Raw genomic sequence first — 21215 nt, 5'->3', positions numbered from 1 at the left:
ATGACCTTTATAAAACGCAATGATTAGAAAGTCAATCTTAAATTAGCACTGAAGTTACGAGTGTTTGGGTTACTTTGTAATTCCAAACCTCTGATATTACCAGCACCTTGCGTATTTAATTCAGGATCAATTAAGCTGTCTGGCGCATAATAGAACAAGTTACGTCCACTGAATGAAAGCGATACACCACCGAATGGCAATTTCGCTAACAAATTTTTTGGTAACTGGTACGATAATGTCAATTCACGCAAACGATATACAGTAGCACCATAAACGTTCAAGTCAGTTTGTAAACCTTGGTTGAAGTAGTTTTGGGCATCAATCTGGATATTATTTGGTGTATATGAACCATCAGCATTAAGGAAAACGCCATCAATAATTCTTGGTTTTTCACGATCAACCGCTGTTTCTTTCAAGGCTCCTGAACCTTTCAAAGAAGCTAAAGTAAATGAAACGATTTGTCCACCTTGTTGAGAATCAAACAAAAACGAAAGACCAATTCCTTTGTAATTGAACGTGTTGGTAATACCGATAATTGCGTCTGGGTTAGGGTTCGCAATTTCTTGATTAGGAATTGCTGCAATCCATAAACCAGTTTGTGGATTTACGATAAATTTAGTTCCGTCTGGCGTTCTTGCTCTTTTGTTTCCTAAAATAACACCGTAAGGTCTTCCTTCTACAATTGAAGGTGCTGTTCCAATAAATGAACTTCCTGGAATGTTGAAGGCTGTAACGCCCGCACCGATTTCGTCAACATTGTTTCTGTTCACGGTAAAGTTTCCTGTAACTGTCCAACTGAAGTTTTGATTACTAAGTACTTTATAAGAAAGCATTGCTTCAATACCTTTATTGGTCATTTTACCGATGTTCGTAGTACGTGTTCTAAAACCAGTAGTTGCTGCAACCGTAACATTCAAGATTTGATTAGTACTTACTGTATTGTAAACGGCTAAGTCTAAATTCAAACGGTTACGGAATAATCCAATGTTCGCTCCAGCTTCGTAAGAAGTCGTAAATTCTGGCGTTAAGTTATCTCCACTACCGATACGAGTACCGATTGAGAAACCTGCCTGACCATTGATTGGGAAACTAATACTTGACACGTTATTACCCTGTGAAGTAACTGAATAAGTTGAATTCAACAAATAAGGGTCAGCATCTTTACCGACTCTTGCATAACTAACTCTAAGTTTTCCGAATGAAAATACATCACTTTTAATATTGAATGCATCCGTAAGCGAAAGACCTAATGAACCTGAATAATAGAAGAACGTATTATTGGCTTTCGGTAAAGTTGAAGATTGGTCTAAACGTCCCGTTAATTCTAAGAATAACGATTTCTTATAATCAAATGAAGCTTGGCCATAATAACCAACTAACCTTCTCAACGTTGTTGCTTCACCCGTTCCACCATTTGAACTCGTGTAAGTAGTAGCATTGTTGATGTTATAATAGTTTGGTAAAGTCAAACCTCCACCGTAAGCAGAGATATTTTGAAATTTACGTTGGTTAACATTATATCCTAACAAACCAGTGAAGTTGATATTTTCAGAGAAAAGTTTATCTTTCTTGAAACGGAAAATCAAATCACTGTTAATCTCATTTCTGTAAGTAACATCTTCAAAAACAGCTCCCGTTGGAAGACGTGCTGCACCAATGGCAAAAGTTTGCTTACGACGGTCAGTATAAGTATCCAATCCTAAACGGTAAGTGACCGTTGCCCAAGGAGTAATGTCGTACCCTAAATTGATATTACCCGTTAAACGGTCAACATTACTGATGGTTTTGTTATTATTGATTGACCAGTAAGGGTTATCTGCACTTGAAAGATAAATACTTTTACCATTTGCATCCGTATAAGGTAATCCTTGTAAGTCATAACTACGTGGCAAAGTTGATAATACCGCAGGAGCACTTGAGTTGTTACCCGTCAAGAAGTTATTTTGACCCGTTGCAGTATAATTGAATGTCCCACCAAATCTAATTTTGTTAGCCAAAATAGTGTTTCCACCAAAAGAAACGTTGGTACGATTAAATTCTGACCCTGGAACAATCCCTTTTTGCGAAGTATTTGAAACTAACAAAGAGTAACTCTGAGTAGCCGTTCCACCCTGTAAGTTAACCGAGTTGTTCAAAATTGTACCTTGCTGAAAGAAGTTCTTAATGTTGTTTGGGTATGCCTGATAAGCGTAATCTGTACCGTCTGGATTCTTACGAGTACTGCCATCTGCTAATAATAATCCATTAGCTGTGGTTGGTGTTGTGCCAAATTTAGGCCCCCAAGAGTTAGCAGAAGTAGGGTTGAAAATGGTACTCGTACCTTGTCCATAATCATTTTGAAGTTCTGGATAACCATAAGCATTTTGGATTGTATAAGAAGTATTTACAGTTACTTCCATTTTCTTATTCAATCCTCCGCCTTTACCAGCTTTCGTCGTAATAATAATCGCACCAGAAGCCGCTCTTGAACCATAAAGTGCTGCTGCCGCAGGTCCTTTCAATACGTCGATTGATTCAATATTTTCTGGAGCAATATCTAAAGCACGGTTAGATGATTGAGGTCCACCTAAAGTGCCATTTGGTCCACCATTTGTACGATCCAAGTCATTACTAACTGGAATACCATCGACAATAAATAAAGGTTGGTTACTTCCCGTGAATGAAGTTATACCACGAATGTTAATGTTGGTTGAAGCACCTGCTTCACCACTGGCTCCCACAATTTGAACCCCAGCAATTCTACCTTGCAAAGCATTCAATACGTTTGGTTCTCCTTTTTGCGCAATGTCCGAACCTTTAACAGTTTGGGTAGCATAGTTCAACTCTCTCTTAGATTTTTCGATACCAAGCGCTGTTACAACAACTTCCGATAATTCTTCGATGTTTGAGGTCAATTTGACATTAACAACTGTTTGAGAGCCTACGGAAACATTTTGAGATGAAAAGCCAACAAAACTGAAGATAAGTGTGGCATTGGCAGGAATACTTATTTTGTAGGTACCATTAGTAGCTGTCGTAGTACCTCGAGTCGTACCTTTAATAGATACACTCACTCCAGGCAATTCTGTACCGTCTTCTAAAGAAGTTACTTTACCTGAAACTGTTCTGTCTTGTGCAAAACTCTGAGAAACGAGCGAACACACAAACAAAAACACAAAACTAATTAGTAGTTTTTTGTTCATTTGTTGATTTTTTAGTTATTGATGAAAATATTCGCATTGAATATTACGATAAAAATAAGAGATAATTAATTAATCTACAAATATTTTAGATGTATCAACATATAATATAGGTGTTTGTTTCAATTCGTCAATTAATTGAATACATTATCTTTGTTCAATTTTATCAGCGCTATTTTTTCTTCAAATCTATTTTATAAGGATATTCTAATCTCAAGCTAACTTTTTAAACAATATTGTTTAGTAAATTGCAAATCGTATTCATACGAATTGTTTCAATAGTAATTAATCAATAATTCCTCATCAAATGAACAAAAAAATACTAACAAGTTTTGTTCTTTTGCTATTACTCATATTCAGAGTATCCGCACAAGACAGAATAGTTTCGGGAAAAGTAACTTCTTCCGAAGATGGCTCGGCACTTGCAGGCGTAAGCATAGGTGTAAAGGGTACAGCAAAAGGCACTGTCAGTAATTCAGATGGATCTTATAAAATCAGTGTTTCAGGAACTCCGATTTTAGTTTTTACTTTTGTAGGATTCAAAAAATCTGAAGTTTCAACTGGGTCAAGGTCAGAAATTAACGTTTCGCTAACTTCAGAAGTATCTAACTTAGAGGAGGTTGTGGTCATTGGCTACGGTGTTCAGAAAAAATCCAAATTAACATCTTCTATTTCAAGCGTTGCTGGTAAAGACCTTGCGAATTTAACCACACCAAGTTTCGATCAACAATTGGCGGGTCGTGCTTCGGGTGTGCAAGTGACGGTTGGTTCAGGAATTATCGGACAAGCACCTCGGATTCGTATTCGTGGGACAAACTCTATCACATCAGGAGGTTCGCCTTTGATTGTTATTGATGGCGTTCCTGCCTTGGATGGTAATCAAAGTGGTGTTACGCCAACCAACCCATTGGCCGATATTAATCCAAGTGATATTGAATCGCTTGACATCCTGAAAGACGGGGCAGCAACTGCCATTTACGGTTCGAGAGCAACCAACGGGGTAATTTTAATTACTACTAAAAAAGGAAAGAAAGGACAACCCCTAAAAGTTAACTTTGATTTTCAATACGGAGTAACAAACCCAATAAACCGGTTGAGTTTGTTGAATGCTACTCAATTTGTAGAAGTTGCTAACGAAAAAATCAGAAATGCAGGTGGTGCAGATGCAGCATTTTTGGATGATAAAGGAACAAATACTGATTGGCAAAATGTAGTGCTTCGTCAAGGACTTGCTCAAAATTATAATATCAACTTTAGTGGTGGTGTTGAGAAAACTAACTATTATTTTTCTTTGGGGTATAATCGTCAAGAAGGTGCAGTGGCTACTAATGGTCAGAAACGTTATACATTTACGTCTAACCTTGACCATAACTTCAATAAGTATGTATCAGTTGGGACAAAATTACAAATTACTCGTACTGAGAACACAGGTTTGAATACGGGTACAAATGCGTTGTCTGGTAATATCACTGGAGCGGCACGTTTATTCCCTAACGTTCCTATTTATGATGCTACTAATGCAACGGGTTATAATATTTCGCCAGATGGTGCTGTGTTAGGTCAAGGTGCAAATAAACGTGGGATTGATAACAACTATACCAACCTTCAATTTGTATTGGACAATAATAAATTTGCTTCACAAGTTGGACGTGTTTTATCAACTACTTATTTGCAAATTACACCCTTCGAAGGCTTGACTTTGAAATCAATGATTGGCCTTGATTATACTGATGTTCGTAGTTTCTTATCTTATGACCCACGTCACGGTGATGGTCGTGGTTCAAACGGTGTTGTCAGTCAGACTTCACGGAATGTAACTCGTTGGAACTGGCAGAATACATTGAACTATTTGAAAGATTTTGGTAAACACTCGTTCAATTTAACGGCTGGAACGGAATACCAAAAACAAACAGTTTCTTCTTTCACCGCAGGCTCAGCTAATTTTTCGGATAGATTCTTTGAACAACAAAACATTATCTCGGGTAGCTTTTCAGTGCCAACGGTTGATGGTTCGGGTTTTTCAACTGGTTTTGATTCTTACTTTGGACGTATTCAATATGATTACGATAATAAATATTTCTTGACTGCATCTGGACGTAATGATGGTTTATCAGCATTGCCAGCGGCAAGTCGTAGGGGTAATTTCTTTGGTGGTTCATTGGCGTATCGAGTTTCTAACGAAGAGTTTTATAAAAATTCTAACGTAGCAAAAACGCTTAATGACATAAAAATCAGAGCAAGTTATGCCCAAGTTGGTAACGTTGATATTGGGGCCTTCCCTTATTTAGGCTTGTTTGGTGCGGCACAGTATGCCTCACAAAATGGTGTTGGTTTTACACAAGCGGGTAACTCAGCGTTGAAATGGGAGTCAAGTACACAATCTAACTATGGTATTGATTTAGGTTTCTTTGATAACAGAGTAACTTTATCAGCTGAGTATTATAGTAATGATGTTTCTGACTTGATTTTGGCGGCTCCAACGGCTCCATCTTTGGGCGTTCCAAACAACTCTATTTCTAAAAATGTAGGTTCATTATACAACCGAGGACTTGAATTTAATTTAGGAATTGAAGCCATCAAGAAAGGAAGTTTTTCTTGGGATGTTAATATGAACTTCTCAACAAATAACAATAAAGTAACGGCGTTGAACAAAGGAACGGATGGTAAAGACCAACCAATATTTCCTTCTGTTTATCATATCATTAGAGTTGGTGAATCAGTTGCTTCATTATACGGATATGAAAGTGCGGGTGTAAATGCGTCGAATGGTTTTCCAATGTTTGTGAAAGGAGATGGTCGTATTGTTCAAAGAAATGTTGCCAATGGTGGATACTCATTCTACGATGCTGCAAATCCTGCTGTTATTACCAATACAACGGGAGCTTCGCTTGCTTCTGCTGATGTTATAGATGGTGGTGATAGAAAAGTATTAGGTAACACAAACCCTACTTATTTCGGAGGATTAACCAATACGTTCAAATATAAAGGCTTGGATTTAGAAATTTTCACTCGTTTCTCTGGTGGAAATTACATCATGAACGTTACTCGCCAAGAAACGCTTTTGAATCAAGATTTCAATAACAACGGAACAGAAATTTTGAATCGATGGACAAAAGAAGGACAAGTTACAGACGTTCCTAAAATGTACTTGAACGGTAACGCTCAAGTTAACCAAACGGGAAATGCAACCAGTCGTTTTATTGAAAGCGGTGATTTTATCAGAATCCAAAATATCATCCTTGGCTATTCAGTTCCAAAAGAAGTGTTGAGAAAAGCAAACATTGGTGTTAGTAATATTCGTTTATACGGACAATTGCAAAATGCTTTCACTTTCACAAAATACAAAGGCTTAGATCCTGAATTGAATGCAAATGGTAATGTAAACCAAACTTTTGGACTTGATTTCAATACAAACCCTCAGTTTAGAGTAGTTACTTTTGGGGTAAGCGTAGGTTTCTAATATCAACAAACATTTAAGAGAAATAAAATGAAAATAATATCATATAAAAATATAGTTGCTCTCGGCACAACGCTGATGTTGGCAACGGCTTGTTCGGTCACAGACCTCACGCCAATTGATGCCCTTTCTGAATCAACCGCTTTTCAAACGCCCGAAAGAATTGAACTCGCCGTGGCGGGTGTTTATGACGGAGCTCAATCAGGATTTTATGCAGGTGGAGCTGTGCGTGGGTATCCTTTCGGGGCTGCTCATCTTGAACAAGGTGATTGTCGTGGCGAAGATATGGTAAGTGTTGCGGCATTTTATGCAGTAACTTACAATTCTACTTACGATGCAACAAGTGCTAATAATGGCTATTTTTGGCAAACAATTTATGCCATGATTAACCGTGCAAACGTAGTAATTGACGGTATTCGTAAAGCCCCAGTTGGCGGAAGTTTAACGGATGCTGTGAAAAATTCTTATGAAGGAGAATTACGTTTATTGAGAGCAATGGGGCATTTCTATCTATTAGCAAACTTCTCACGTCCTTACGGTGACAACCCAAGTGCAGTAGCGGGTGGTGTGCCTTACCGTGAGCAACCTGTGGGAACAAGCACGGGAGTATCGGTAGACGAGGCTTCAAAACAAGGGCGCAATACGGTGGCAGAATGTTATGATAAAATGTTAGCGGATTTGGATTTTGCCGAAACAAATTTACCTACCACTCGTACTAAAAACGGATTAACTCGTGCCACAAAAGCAGCTGCAATTGCTTTGAAAACCAGAATCAGATTGCACCAAAATAACTTTGCACAAGTGATTGCTGAGGCAAATAAATTGGTGCCAACTACTGGAAATTTAGTGTCACCAATTGGTAGCTACCAATTAACAGCAACGCCAATGGGACCGTTTGCAGCGGGAAATAAAAGTAATGTTGAATCAATTTTCTCAATCGAAAATAATGATGTTGATAATAGTGGTGTAAATGGTGCTGCTCCTTCGATGTACATTGCTTCTATCACAGGAGGACGTGGAATTGTGGGAATTAGCCCAATTATCTGGAATCAACCTTTTTTCCCTGCCGACGATTATCGTAAATCTGCTAATATGGTTCAACAAGATGGAGCAACTTCTCCAGGACGTGGAGCCATGTTCAGTAAGAAATACGCTGATGCCACGGCTCGTACAGATAATGCTCCCATTATTCGTTATGCGGAAGTATTATTAAACGCTGCCGAAGCCATTGCCCGTACCACTACAGGCGTTGATGTAAGAGCTTTATCGTTGTTGAATGCCGTTCGTAATCGTGCAGTACCAGCAGGAACGGGACGTTATACAGAGGCAAGTTTCAAAACAAATCAAGACTTGATTCAAGCAATTCTGAACGAACGTAGAATTGAATTTTTAGGAGAAGGCTTACGCTGGTTAGATATTCACCGTTTGGCCACTGATGCTGTTTTCACAACGGGAGGAATCCCTGCTAAAGCAAGTAATACCAACGTATTTACGGCCCTTTATACGAATAATCCATCAACAACTTATGTCCGAGTTGCGGCCATTCCTTATAGCAGTTTTAAATTCATTTGGCCATTACCAATTGAAGAAATTAACAATAATCCAACGTTAAAAACTCAACAAAACCCAGGTTGGTAATTGAATATTAATCTGGTATCGAAAGTCCTACTTCTTTTATTAGAGGTAGGACTTTTTTGTTAAAATCTTATTATGCTGATTGATACATTCTTCACAATTTTATAACGTATATTCATAATTTGATAACGTAGGGGTGAAGTTCTCCTAAAATATAGAAGGTAATTTTGTGAAATTATTCAACTAAATTATTTTCATAATGCAAACATTTTATCTCAATTTATGGAAGGGAAACATTTTAAAAAGTGTTTTTCTATTATTTTCAATTTTATTTTTCAGTATTCAAACCTTCGCACAAAGCACTGATGCCACCATCGCTGGTAAGGTTTTAGACGAAAAAGGCGAAGCCATTCCAGGGGCATCTATCAGAATCAAAAATGAATCTACGGGCTTTCAAACAGGCTCGGTTTCCGATGTGAAAGGCGAGTACCAATTTCAACAATTACCCCTTGGTAAACCTTATTCTATCTCCATTTCATTCGTTGGGTATCAAACTAAAATCTTCACGGATTATGCTTTAAATCAGGGGGATAAACTGAAAATTGATGCCAAATTGTCAATTGCTACTACGCAATTATCCGAAGTCGTGGTAAGTGCTAATTCCTTCGTCAATAAAGAAACTGAAAGAGCAGGTGCTGCTATTGCAGTTACTTCTTTGCAGATGAAACAGTTACCTATGGAAGGTAGAAATTTTACAGCTTTAACTGCTTTATCGCCACTACAAGGCAAGAATGGCAGTTTTAGTGGGCAAAGACAATCATCAACTAACGTAACCATGGATGGTGTGAATGCTCGTAATATGTACACTACGGGAACAGTCGGTAATGGACCATATTCCATTTCGCAGGAAGCCATTAGAGAGTTTCAGGTTTCGACCAATAATTATGACGTAACACAGGGTCGTCAAGGTGGTGGTTCTGTAAATGCCGTTACTAAGAACGGAACCAATACAACGGAAGGTTCGGCATTCTTTTACCAACGAGCAAGTCAGGCGTCGCTTTTTGGCAATAAACTATTTCCCTTAAATAGTGAATTTAATGCTAATGGAACGCCAAGGACGACAAATATCGACCAAAAACAGTACGGTTTTTCATTGGGTGGCGCTTTGATCAAAGATAAGTTGCATTATTTTGTTGCTTTCGACCGTCAGAATGAGACCATTCCTTTTCAGATTGCTCCTGTATTTAATGCTTTGCAGGAACAGAATTTTGGTATTACGAAAGCGAATTTAGAGCAAGTAATCACTACTGCCAGAGAAAAATACGGTATGAAAAATACACCACAGTACGGAGATTTTTCCAGAGAAACGGTAGCAAATGCCATTTTTGCCCGAATTGATTGGCAGATTAACGAAAAAAATAAATTGACTTTTCGTAATAATTTAACAACATGGGATAGCCCGCAGTCGGTGAATGATAACTCGAACATAAATTTATTAGAAAGTTGGACGGGCTTTAAATCAATTGAAAATAGTTCGTTGATTTCTCTTCGGTCTGAATTAGCTCCCAATTTAACCAATGAGTTGAAATTTCAATTTCAAACGGTTTCTCGTGACTATGTTGTGAATTCAGATTTACCAAAAGAAAATATTCCACGGGCAATTATCACGGTTCAGTCGGTGATTCCAACGGCTACCAATCCAAATGCGACCCAAACCAGAACGGTGCAATTTGGTGGACAAAGATTCGGAACGGAATACGCTAAAGATATGACTTTTCAATTAGCAAATACCGCTTATTTGAGAAAAGGGAATTTGAATTTTAAATTCGGAACGGATAATATGCTCACATTCTTGGACTCAAGAATTGTGAATGAAATGAACGGACGTTTTTTCTTCAATAGTTTGCAAGATTTTATTGACAAAAAACCAAGTCGTTACGCCCGTGAAGTGCCTTTGGTTAATCCAGCCGTTCAGCAATCTTTACTTGATTTAGCAGTTTTTGCCCAAGTGGAATTTGAGCCTTTCAAAAACGTTAGGGCAATGGCAGGTTTGCGTTATGATGCTACGATTTTCTTTAAACAAGGAGACCCAAATCCGATGACGGAAAGTAAATTGTTTATTAAGACCAATAATTCACTCGCCGACTACAATAATATTCAACCAAGATTGCAATTGACTTGGGATGTTCAGGGTCGTCAGCGAGATATTGTTAAATTTGGTGGAGGCGTATTTTCAGCTCAACCTGTGTCTTATTTACAGTTAAATAATATTCAGAATAGTGGTACAATCGTAGGCTCGATTGACGTTTCAGGGGCAAATGTACCAACGCCAGACTTTGTTTCTTACCGAAATGACCCATCAACAACGCCTGGAATTGCGAAAGGAGCGAGTTATGTCTCAACGATAAATGCCGTAAGTGATAACTTTCAAGTTCCTTCGATTTACAAATTAAACTTCTCGTACAATCGTTTTTTCAATTCGAGATTCAGAGCGGGAATCAATGTATTATGGTCGAAAACGGTTAATAATTATGTGTATTACGACAGAAATATTGTGGATGAGCCTTATTTTAGATTGAGTAATGAAGCGAATCGTGGTGTGTATGTACCTGCTAACACAATTCCAGCAAATGGTTCAACTGACTGGACAAAAGGAAGAAAATCAACTGAATTAGGACGTGTTTTATCTTTGGAATCAACAGGACAATTAGACCAAATGGCGATTGTTATTGATGCCAGTATGAAAATTGGTAGAGATGGTTATTTCACAATTAGTTATACCAAAAATGATACAAAAGATAACTCTTCTTTCAATTGTTGCGTGGCAAATACCTCAACATTCCGTCCGGTTGTGGACGATCCAAGAGACCAAAGTGTTTCTTATTCTGATGATCAGTTCTCGGATAAAGTCGTTGCTTCGGCGGCTACTCCAACATTTAAAGGTTTTCAATTAGGGGCGATTTTTAATGGCGTTGGCGGTACTCGTTACTCATTTTTAGTGGGCGGGAATAAAAGTATTAATGGCGATTTTGTGCTAACCAATGATCTGGCTTACGTTTTTGATCCAAATGGAGCTAATGTTCCTGAAGCAGTTAAAAAAGGAATTCAAGGTTTGTTAGATAATGCAGATGTTACAGAAAGTGTGAAAAACTATATTCGTGAAAACATTGGAAAAGTTGCTCAACGAAATGGTGGTGTAAATCCATTCTATTACACGATTGATTTACGTTTGACGAAGGAATTCAATATCTCGAAAAAACACCATTTCGCTCTCTCAGCAGACTGTTTCAACTTTACAAATTTATTGAATAAAGAGAATGGAATTAGCTATAATCACGGTAACGTAAATCTAACTTCAATGGTTGGCTTTGATCAAACAACTAAAAATTATACCTACAACGTAGAAACTGGTGCAGGAAGAAAATTATCAACCGCTGGTGGAACTCCTTGGAGAATTCAGTTAGGTTTGAGATATTCATTTTAGTAAAATCTATTTATTTGCTTAAAAAGGACGGTGCCGCTCAAAGTGGTGCCGTCTTTAATGTTAAAAACCCATAACGACAAACCCAATTTGTCGTATATTTGATTCATAAATCGAGGTATCAAAAACGAAAATTATCCAAACTAATGAAAAACCTAATCTTATCAATATCCATGTTTTTAGTCTGTCTTGCTTGTAATCAAAAACAAGCGAGCAATCAAGGCAATGGAGACAAGGCATTGCTCGAAAGTCTAACTGCCAAGCGAGTAACACTTCCAAATGGTTGGGCATTAACGCCCGTGGGCACAAGCCTAAATCTCAATGATTTACCGTTGAATCTTATCGTTTCGCCTTCACAAAAATTATTAGCAGTTACCAACAACGGCCAAAGCACGCAAAGTATTATGTTGATTGATGCGGTTTCGGAGAAAGTTTTAGACGAAATTTCTATCAAAAAATCGTGGCTTGGTTTAGCTTTTAGCGAAGACGAAAAATATATTTATGCTTCGGGTGGAAATGATAATGTAGTGGTAATTTATAAAATTGAAAACCAAAAATTGGTGCAAGATGGTGAGATTAAATTGGGCGACGTGAAAGCCAAAATTTCACCCGCTGGTTTGTGCGTAGATTCTCAGAATAATCGTCTGTACGTAACCGCAAAAGATTCAAAGTCACTCTTTATTTGCGACTTAAATGCACGTAAAGTAATCAAGGAAGAAAAACTAAATGCTGAACCATATACTTGCATGATTGCCCCACAAAGCAAGGAATTATACATTACACTTTGGGGAGGCTCAAAAGTAATTGTTTACGATATTTTGAAGGAAAAAATGGCCGCTGAAATTCCTACAAATAGTCATCCAAATGATATGGTTTTCACGAAAGATGGTAAGTATTTGTTCGTACCCAATGGCAATGACAATACCGTTTCTGTTATCGAAACTGCTTCTCATTCGTTAATTGAGCACATTTCAGCTTCGTTGTATCCAAATGCTCCAATTGGCTCAACGCCTAATGGCGTGGCACTTTCACCCGATGAGAAAACCATTTATATTGCTAATGCCGACAATAATTGTTTGGCAGTTTTTGATATTTCTCAGAAAGGTAAAAGCATTTCAAAAGGTTTTATTCCAACGGGTTGGTATCCTACTTCGGTGAAGACGATTGGTAATAAGATTTACGTAACTAATGGTAAAGGATTTACCTCAAAACCCAATCCAAAAGGGCCTAATCCATTGGCAAAAAAGAAACCACAAGAAGTAGGTGCAAATCCAGAAGCCAACAAAGAAGTCGTAGAATATATTGGGGGATTGTTGAAAGGAACCTTATCAATTATTAACACCCCTGATGAAAAAACATTGGCCACTTATTCCGAGGTTGTTTTTCAAAACACACCTTATTCCAAGCAAAAAGAAAGTGTGGCAATGGGCGAAACTGATAATCCAATTCCGATGAAAGTAGGTGGGAAGTCGCCCATCAAATATGTATTTTATATTATTAAAGAAAATCGCACGTACGACCAAGTTTTGGGCGATATGAAAGAAGGAAATGGGGATGTTGAATTGTGTATTTTTCCCGAAAATTTAACACCAAATCAACATAAATTAGCCCGTGAATTTGTGTTATTGGATAATTTTTACGTGGATGCGGAGGTTTCTGCCGATGGACATAACTGGTCGACGGCAGCGTACGCCAATGATTATGTAGAAAAAAATTGGGTAACGAGTTACGGAGGCCGAGGCGGTTCTTATGATTATGAAGGACAGCGAGAAATTGCCTATCCAAAAAATGGTTTCATCTGGGATTTTTGTAAAAGAGCCAAAATTCCATTCCGAACTTATGGAGAATTTGCCGATACACCCAAAGGAAATTATGCGGGTGTTCAAGGCAATGTATGCGCAAAATACACGGGTTGGAACATGAATTTTAAGGATTCTGACCGTGAACAACAGTGGGAAACAGACTTCGATTCTTTGTTGGCTATTAATGCCGTTCCAAGATTTAATAGTCTCAGAATGGGCAACGACCATACTTCTGGTTCACGAAAAGGAGCTTTTAGCGTTGAAGCTGCCATTGCCGATAATGATTTGGCGGTTGGAAGATTTATTGAACATCTTTCAAAATCAAAAATCTGGAAAGAGTCGGCCGTATTTATTTTGGAAGATGATGCCCAAAATGGCTCCGACCACGTGGATGCTCACCGTTCGCCTGCGTATGTAATAAGTGCCTACACAAAGCGGAAATCGGTTAATCACGAAATGTATTCAACCTCTGGGATTTTGAGAACCATGGAGTTAATTTTGGGCTTACCACCCATGAGTCAATACGATGCGGCGGCAACCCCATTATTCAAATGTTTTTCAAAAAATGTAGATGTAAAACCTTTTCAATCCGTTCCTGCCAATGTGAATATCAATGAAAGAAATGTGGCACTAAATACGGGAAAACGCAGAAATAACTTTGATTTTAGTCACGAAGATGCTGCTCCAGATGCTGCTTTCAATGAAGATATTTGGAAAGTAATGAGAGGAGAAAAAAGCAAAATGCCCGCCCCTAAAAGAAGTGCTTTCGTGAAAATTGCTCCGAAAAATGAGGAAGATGAAGATTGAAAGAAAAGGTAATGTCGTTTAGTTAAGCCGTTTATCTTCCCGAAAGTTTTAAACTTTCGGGAAGTTTATCCGTATAAATTCCTTAACTAAATGTAAACGACATGATTTTAAACTCACTCACCTAAAAATGCTCATATCCAGGGGCCGTAATATTCACTAAATTTCCAGATTTCATCATCATTTTTGCCTCGATAACTTCGTTGGTCATGTAGCCAATGATGCTCACATCGTTCACATTTTTGATTTTTTCGTAATCTTCTTGTTTCACCGTGAAGAGTAATTCATAGTCCTCACCACCGTTCAAGGCCGCCGTCATTGGACTTAATTTTAGTTCAGTAGCCGTCAAATAAGTTTGATCGTCAATTGGAATTTTATCTTCAAATATAACTGCCCCAACGCCCGAATTCTTTGAAATATGTAATAATTCAGAAGCTAATCCGTCCGATACATCAATCATGGAAGTTGGCACAACGCCCAAATCACGAAGTTCATAAATTACGTCCATTCTCGCCCGTGGTTTCAACTGGCGTTCAATAACATAATCCTTGTCTTTATCAATTTCAGGCTGCATATCAGGGTTGGCGAGGAAAACTTGTTTCTCTCTTTCTAATAGCTGTAAGCCCATTAAAGCCGCTCCCAAATCGCCTGAAACGCATATAATATCGTTTACTTTTGCGGTATTTCTGTACACAATATTCTGTTTTTCAGCCAAGCCCAAAGCCGTAATTGAAATCACCAAACCCGACCGTGAAGCAGAAGTATCACCGCCCACTAAATCAACTTTATATTCATCACAAGCAATTTTAATTCCTTCGTACAATTCTGTAATGGCCTCCACCGAAATACGATTACTCAAACCAATGCTTACGGTAATTTGCTTTGGAATGGCATTCATCGCTGCGATGTCAGAAATATTAACGGCAACGGCTTTATAACCCAATAATTTCAACGGAGAATAAGATAAATCGAAATGAATTCCTTCAATCAATAAATCCGTTGAAACCACCAATTCTTTACCCGCCGTATCAATCACAGCGGCATCATCGCCAATTCCTTTGAGCGTTTCTATGTTGTTGATTGGAAATTTTGAGCTGATTAAATTTATCAAACCAAATTCACCAATCGTGCTAAGTTCTGTTCTTTGTTCCATGATGCAAAGGTAATAAGTTTAGGGTTTAGGTGTTAGGGGTAAGGAGTTAGATTCGGGCTTTTAATTATAGAATGTCTAAATCCATAAAATCTAAACACAAAAAAGCCATTCCTTTCAGAACGGCTTTCAAAATTTATTTGTATTTGGTTTATGGATTCACTAATTGTAAATTCACGATTTTACTACCAGCTTTCAAATCGGGCGAAGCCGTTTCAAGCGTAACAGTAGTGGCGGTAATCGTTGAAGTAATATTATAAACAATCGTTCCCGCAGGATTAGAACCCGTTGGAGTTGCTCCTGAACTATTCTTCAAGTTTGATAACGTTAAAGTTTTATTGTCCGAAGATAATGCCCACGTACCCGTAAAGGTAGTACCATCAACAGCGCTTAAAGTGGCAGCACTGGCAGTAGCAAGTCCAAGACGATAGCCGCTATAACCTGGGACAGTATTGGTAGTTCCTCCTTTTTGATATACCTGTGTGCCAGCTTCTTTTGCAATGCTCACAGTCCAAGTTTTTGTCAAGTTTTCTGTTGCAGTTGGTTCGGGTGTAGCTGTTTTGCCACAACTGATTGCTACTAACATAAAAGCAAATAATATAGGCAAATAAAGAAATGATTTTCTCATAATGATTATTAGATTTTTATTTAAAAGATAAAAATGATAAAATAATTTGTAATCAGCAAATGAATTTGAAGATTTGAAGATTTTGAAAATTTGAAAATTAAAGTAACTAATTGATAATTAAACGTTTATAAAGATATATTTATTTTGAAAGAATATACAAAATCTCAATTAGCCCTTCGCAATGGTCAAGACCGTGACGAAATTTGGGTGGCATTTCGTGGACAAATATACGATGTAACTAATTCTCGTCTATGGAGAAATGGCAAACATTATGAACATTGGGCGGGTCAAGACCTTACCGATGAACTTCCCGATGCACCACACACTGAAACCGTTTTTGACAAATTTGAAGTAATTGGAAAACTGATTTGAGTCGTTAAGACTTTCAGAAAAAATAATGGTTTATTTTGTTACTTTAAAGACCGAATAAACCATATAAAAGGTTGCATTACTTGGTAATACTAATTTTAATAATTGAAAATAACAAACATGATTTTAATCGCAGAAAGTGGCTCAACAAAAACCGATTGGCGAATGATTGCCGAGGATGGACAGGTTTCTCAGTGCAAAACAATTGGGCTGAATCCATATTACCAAGACCTTGATTCTATTACCGCAGAATTAACCGAAAACTTGCTTCCAAACGTAAAAGGAAAAGTTTCGGAGGTTTTCTATTATGGAACGGGTGTAACCAATGAGGAGAAATCCGAGATAATTCGTCAAGCAATTTTAACTATTTTCCCATCTGCGCAAAAAGTAGAGGTTCACTCGGATATACTTGCGGCGGCTCATGCTTTGTGTGGACACGAAGCGGGCATTGCGTGCATTTTAGGAACTGGGTCGAATTCATGTTTTTATGATGGCGAAAAAATAGCATTTCAAGTGCCACCTTTAGGTTTTTGGTTGGGCGATGAAGGTTCGGGAGGGTATTTAGGAAAACAGTTGATTTTGAGTTATTTGCATAAAGAATTTCCCGATGAATTGCGAGCGAAATTTGAAAAAAAATATGGCGTAATTGACCGTTTAGAAATTATCGAAAATGGGTATCAAAAGCCTTTCCCCAACCGTTATTTTGCTTCATTTTCAAAGTTTCTTTTTAATAATCGTCAAAACCCATTCGTTCATCATTTGATAAGTGATGCTTTTGGCTTGTTTTTTGAAAAATATCTCTTGAAATATCCTGATGTTAAGCAGTATAAAATTCATTTTACGGGTTCGGTAGCGTTTTATTATTCCGATATTTTAAGAAGAGTAGCTACCGATAAAGGCTGTACCGTTGGTGTAATTATGGAGAGTCCGATTGCAGGTTTGACCTTGTTTCATAAATCAAAATAAATGTATCTTTGAAGAAATAATTTTACCGCAAAAATTACCTTATGAAACGAGACGATGCCTTATGGAAAGCATTAATTGAAGACCTTGCAGATGATTTTCTAAAATTCTTTTTCCCAAATGCCGAAGAAATTTTAGATTTCAATCGGAAAATCTCTTTTTTGGATAAGGAATTAGAACAACTTTTTCCGAATACACAGGATGAATTTAGTCCTAAATACGTTGATAAATTGTTGAAGGTTTACACTAAATTTGGAAAAGAAGAATGGATTTTGGTTCATATTGAAGTGCAAGGTAGTACTGATAAACAATTTGAGCGGCGTATGCTTACGTATTACTATCGAATTTTGGATAAATACGATAGAGATATTGCAAGTTTAGCCATCTTGACGGATAAAAGTAAAACCTTTCGCCCGAGTAAATATGAGCGAGAGTTTTTAGATACTTCTTTAAATTTCAGATTTAAGACCTACAAAGTTTTGGATGCTGATATAAAAGAGTTGGAAGAGCGTAATAATCCCTTTGCATCTGTGATTTTGGTTGTGCAAACTGCTTTAAAAAAGGGAGCAATTTCAGATGAATCATTATTTGATTTGAAGATTGAGTTAGTAAAAAAACTGCTAAAAAAGAACTATTCAAAACCTAAAATAGATGCTTTATTACGCTTTTTGAAGCTATATATTCGTTTTGAAAGTAAAGAATTAATCATTAAATTTGATGATGAATTAGATAACATTACAAACCGACCAAATACTATGGGCTTAAAAGAATTTGTATTAGACCGTGAAAGACGGATGGCACGGAAAGAAGGAAGAGAAGAAGGAAGAGAAGAAGGAAGAGAAGAAGAAAGAGAAGAAAAAAACTCAATTTTTACACAAAATCTTATTATACAAACAGAATTTTCAGATGAAAAAATCGCTTTGTTAGCTGGTGTAGAAGTGGATTATGTTAAAAAAGTAAGAACTTCGTTATCATAAAAAAATACCGTTTGACAATTATCAGACGGTATTTTTATTTGTCATTGAAAATATAAAATATATGCTTACATACGATAGAAACATAGGAACCAAACAGAAGGCTCTTCGCATCAATCTTGACCGCTTAATTTATGGCTCTTTTGCTGAAATTGGGGCTGGGCAGGATGTAGCAGCAAATTTTTTTAAGGCAGGCGGAGCATCGGGAACTATTGCTAAAACAATTTCAGCTTACGATATGGCATTTTCGGATGCGATTTACGGGGAAGAACAATCGGGTAGATATGTGGTGGAGGCTCGATTGAATAAAATGCTCAATCGTGAGTATAAATTATTGAACGTTCGCCTTACAGAAATGGCTTCTGAGCGTACATTTTTTGCCTTTGCCGATACAGTTTCTGCCTTAAATTATCAGAAAACCAACGATCCTCATGGCTGGATTGGCCTGCGTTTTCAACTTGAACCTAACGGCGAGCCTAACGATGTCGTTATTCACGTGCGGATGAAGGATAATGATAATGTGCTTCAACAACAGGCTTTAGGTATCATTGGAGTCAATTTGATGTTTGGCTGTTTTTATTATTACGAAAAACCCGAAATTCTGTTGCAATCGCTGATGGACGACCTTTCATCCGACCGTATTGAGATTGATATGATTCGGTTTAATGGCAAAGATTTCGATAATGTTGATGACCGTGTCATGTCTTTGCATTTAGTGAAAAATGGCTTTACCAATGCCGCACTTTTTGGTCCTGATGGCAACGTAATGCAACCGTCAGAAGCATTTTACAAAAAACACATCGTGGCAGTGCGTGGACGTTTCAGACCCGTGACAAATGTTTCATTGGATATGATTAAAAAAGGCTTGAAACAGTTTGAAAATGAAATAGATGTTGATGACGACAAAGTTGTACTTTTAGCAGAATTAACGCTTAAAAACTTACAAGCAGGTAATGAACAAATCAATGAAAAAGATTTCCTTGACCGGGTTGATATTCTTTGTTCGTTGGGGCAAACCGTGCTAATTTCTAATTTCCATGAATATTATCGCTTAGTTCAATATTTGGCAGATTTTACAAAATTGCGAATGGGCTTAATTTTGGGAATGCCCAATTTGGAATACATTTTTGAAGAAAAACACTATACAAATATATCAGGAGGCATTTTAGCAGCATTTTCAACGCTTTTTGCGCCTAAAATCAAACTCTATTTGCACCCAACGATGGATGATAACGGAGATATGGTTACAACGAATGAATTTATTCCTCCGACCCATTTGAAAGGACTTTTTCAGTATTTACAAGACAATGATAAGGTTACGGATATTCAGAATTATGATAAAAAATTATTGAGTATTAAAACGGATGATGTCTTAGCGCAGATTCAATCGGGTGAAACGGGATGGGAAGAATTTGTGCCACCCGTAGTAGTGAAGTTGGTAAAAGAAAAATGCTTGTTTGGTTATCCTTGCGAGATTGAAATATAAATTCAGAAAAAATCCCTCAAATTTTTACAAATTGAGGGATTTTAAATTTTATTTATTCCCTAAAATTTATCTACAACATTGCAACAAAATTATCGAATAAATAACGTGAATCATGCGGGCCAGGAGAAGCCTCTGGATGATGTTGTACCGAGAAAGCGGGTTTATCCGTTCTGCGTAAACCTTCAACCGTTTTGTCGTTCAAATTAATGTGCGTAAGTTCCACATTATCAGCTGCTTCCAGTTCTTTCATCTCAACGGCAAAACCATGATTTTGAGAAGTAATTTCTGAAAGTCCAGTGATTAAGTTTTTCACAGGATGATTCAAGCCACGGTGCCCATTCTTCATTTTATACGTCGAAAGTCCTGAAGCTTGCGCCAATATTTGATGTCCTAAACAAATCCCAAATGTTGGATTGTTACCCTCCACAATTTGTTTTACCGTTTCCACTGCATAAGGCATTACGGCTGGGTCGCCAGGGCCATTTGAAACAAAATAACCATCGGGATTCCACGCTTTCATTTCTTCGAAAGATGTTTTAGCAGGAAATACTTTTAAATAACAATTTCTATCAGTTAAATTACTCAAAATACTTTTCTTTACACCCAAATCCAATACCGCAACTTTGTGTTCAGCATCGGGTTCGCCCAAGAAATAACTCTCTTGCGTACATACCTGCGAAGACAATTCTAATCCTTCCATTGGCGGAATTTTAGCCAATTCTTTTTTCAATTCCTCTACATCTAAAATTTCCGAAGAAATGATGCAATTCATCACTCCTGCTTCACGGATATGACGCACAATTTGGCGAGTATCCACGCCCGAAATGCCCACAATTCCAGCTTTTTCAAAGTAATTTTGAAGTGAATCATCGGCCGTTTTGCGTGAATGAATCGGTGAAAATTCATTACAAACCATGCCCGAAATCTTCACAGACGAAGATTCTGCTTCCAAATTTTCAACAATTCCGTAATTCCCAATGTGTGAAGTGGTATTGATAACCACTTGTCCAAAATAAGAAGGGTCAGTATAAATCTCCTGATAGCCCGTCATGCCCGTATTGAAACAAATTTCTCCACCATTCGTCCCGATTTTTCCGAGCGCATTTCCCTTAAAAAATGTACCGTCTTCCAACAACAAAATGGCTGGTTGGCTTTGTGTTACTTTCATTATATCCTTGCTTTTTTTATTACTTGGTTCGATTTAATTACAAAAAAGGAGGTCAATAAACTTGACCTCCTAAAATATCATTAAAACCACAAAATGCCTTTCATTGAAGGTAAATCTTCGGCAATTTTCCAGTTTTTGTTCATTAAGTTTTTGAAATTTTTAATTCTTCTGCAAAGATA

General features: G+C 37.4%; 12 protein-coding genes. 8 read left to right on the top strand and 4 right to left on the bottom strand.

Translation table 11 applies throughout. The features are described 5' to 3' along the window. Window positions 1-23: 23 nt before the first annotated feature. Complete coding sequence (locus tag AC1W31_RS06945; RefSeq protein WP_481733693.1) at window positions 24-3182, bottom strand: SusC/RagA family TonB-linked outer membrane protein; 3159 nt, start codon at window positions 3180-3182, stop codon at window positions 24-26. A gap of 304 nt (window positions 3183-3486) precedes the next feature. Between AC1W31_RS06945 and AC1W31_RS06940 the strand changes: the two genes are divergently transcribed. The 4 genes from AC1W31_RS06940 (at window position 3487) to AC1W31_RS06925 (ending at window position 14301) form a co-directional block, all read left to right on the top strand. Further along, the gene (locus tag AC1W31_RS06940) at window positions 3487-6639 is read left to right on the top strand and encodes a SusC/RagA family TonB-linked outer membrane protein (protein ID WP_481733692.1); all 3153 of its coding nucleotides are present in this window, start codon (window positions 3487-3489) and stop codon (window positions 6637-6639) included. Between the two features lie 27 nt (window positions 6640-6666). Next, window positions 6667-8274: a RagB/SusD family nutrient uptake outer membrane protein gene (locus tag AC1W31_RS06935; RefSeq protein ID WP_481733691.1), complete on the top strand. Its 1608-nt coding sequence runs from the start codon at window positions 6667-6669 to the stop codon at window positions 8272-8274. A gap of 196 nt (window positions 8275-8470) precedes the next feature. After that, window positions 8471-11695, top strand: coding sequence for a TonB-dependent receptor (locus AC1W31_RS06930; RefSeq protein WP_481733690.1), 3225 nt, complete (start codon window positions 8471-8473; stop codon window positions 11693-11695). 143 nt (window positions 11696-11838) lie between these two features. Beyond that, a complete protein-coding gene (locus tag AC1W31_RS06925; RefSeq protein WP_481733689.1) occupies window positions 11839-14301 on the top strand; it encodes a bifunctional YncE family protein/alkaline phosphatase family protein in 2463 nt (820 codons plus the stop codon). 121 nt (window positions 14302-14422) lie between these two features. Here the strand turns inward: AC1W31_RS06925 and thiL are convergent, their stop codons facing one another. Together thiL and AC1W31_RS06915 are read right to left on the bottom strand one after the other, a co-directional pair. Further along, window positions 14423-15451 (bottom strand): thiamine-phosphate kinase, encoded by a 1029-nt coding sequence (gene thiL, locus AC1W31_RS06920; RefSeq protein ID WP_481733688.1) that lies wholly within the window; start codon window positions 15449-15451, stop codon window positions 14423-14425. A gap of 148 nt (window positions 15452-15599) precedes the next feature. Further along, a complete protein-coding gene (locus AC1W31_RS06915) occupies window positions 15600-16076 on the bottom strand; it encodes a hypothetical protein (RefSeq protein WP_481733687.1) in 477 nt (158 codons plus the stop codon). 144 nt (window positions 16077-16220) lie between these two features. Between AC1W31_RS06915 and AC1W31_RS06910 the strand changes: the two genes are divergently transcribed. From AC1W31_RS06910 to AC1W31_RS06895, 4 genes are all read left to right on the top strand, one after another. Continuing rightward, a complete protein-coding gene (locus tag AC1W31_RS06910; RefSeq protein ID WP_481733686.1) occupies window positions 16221-16448 on the top strand; it encodes a cytochrome b5 domain-containing protein in 228 nt (75 codons plus the stop codon). 117 nt (window positions 16449-16565) lie between these two features. Beyond that, window positions 16566-17411 carry an N-acetylglucosamine kinase gene (locus AC1W31_RS06905; RefSeq protein ID WP_481733685.1) on the top strand — a complete coding sequence of 282 codons (846 nt, stop codon included), beginning with the start codon at window positions 16566-16568 and terminating at the stop codon, window positions 17409-17411. 41 nt (window positions 17412-17452) lie between these two features. After that, window positions 17453-18385, top strand: a complete 933-nt coding sequence (locus AC1W31_RS06900; RefSeq protein WP_481733684.1) for an RpnC/YadD family protein — start codon at window positions 17453-17455, stop codon at window positions 18383-18385. 61 nt (window positions 18386-18446) lie between these two features. Next, complete coding sequence (locus AC1W31_RS06895) at window positions 18447-19868, top strand: TonB-dependent receptor (RefSeq protein WP_481733683.1); 1422 nt, start codon at window positions 18447-18449, stop codon at window positions 19866-19868. A gap of 70 nt (window positions 19869-19938) precedes the next feature. Here AC1W31_RS06895 and carA read toward each other — a convergent pair whose 3' ends face one another. Continuing rightward, window positions 19939-21036, bottom strand: a complete 1098-nt coding sequence (carA, locus tag AC1W31_RS06890; protein WP_481733682.1) for a glutamine-hydrolyzing carbamoyl-phosphate synthase small subunit — start codon at window positions 21034-21036, stop codon at window positions 19939-19941. Window positions 21037-21215 lie beyond the last annotated feature (179 nt).

The organism is Arcicella sp. (assembly GCF_964672035.1).
This window is presented reverse-complemented; position numbering and strand designations above follow the sequence as displayed.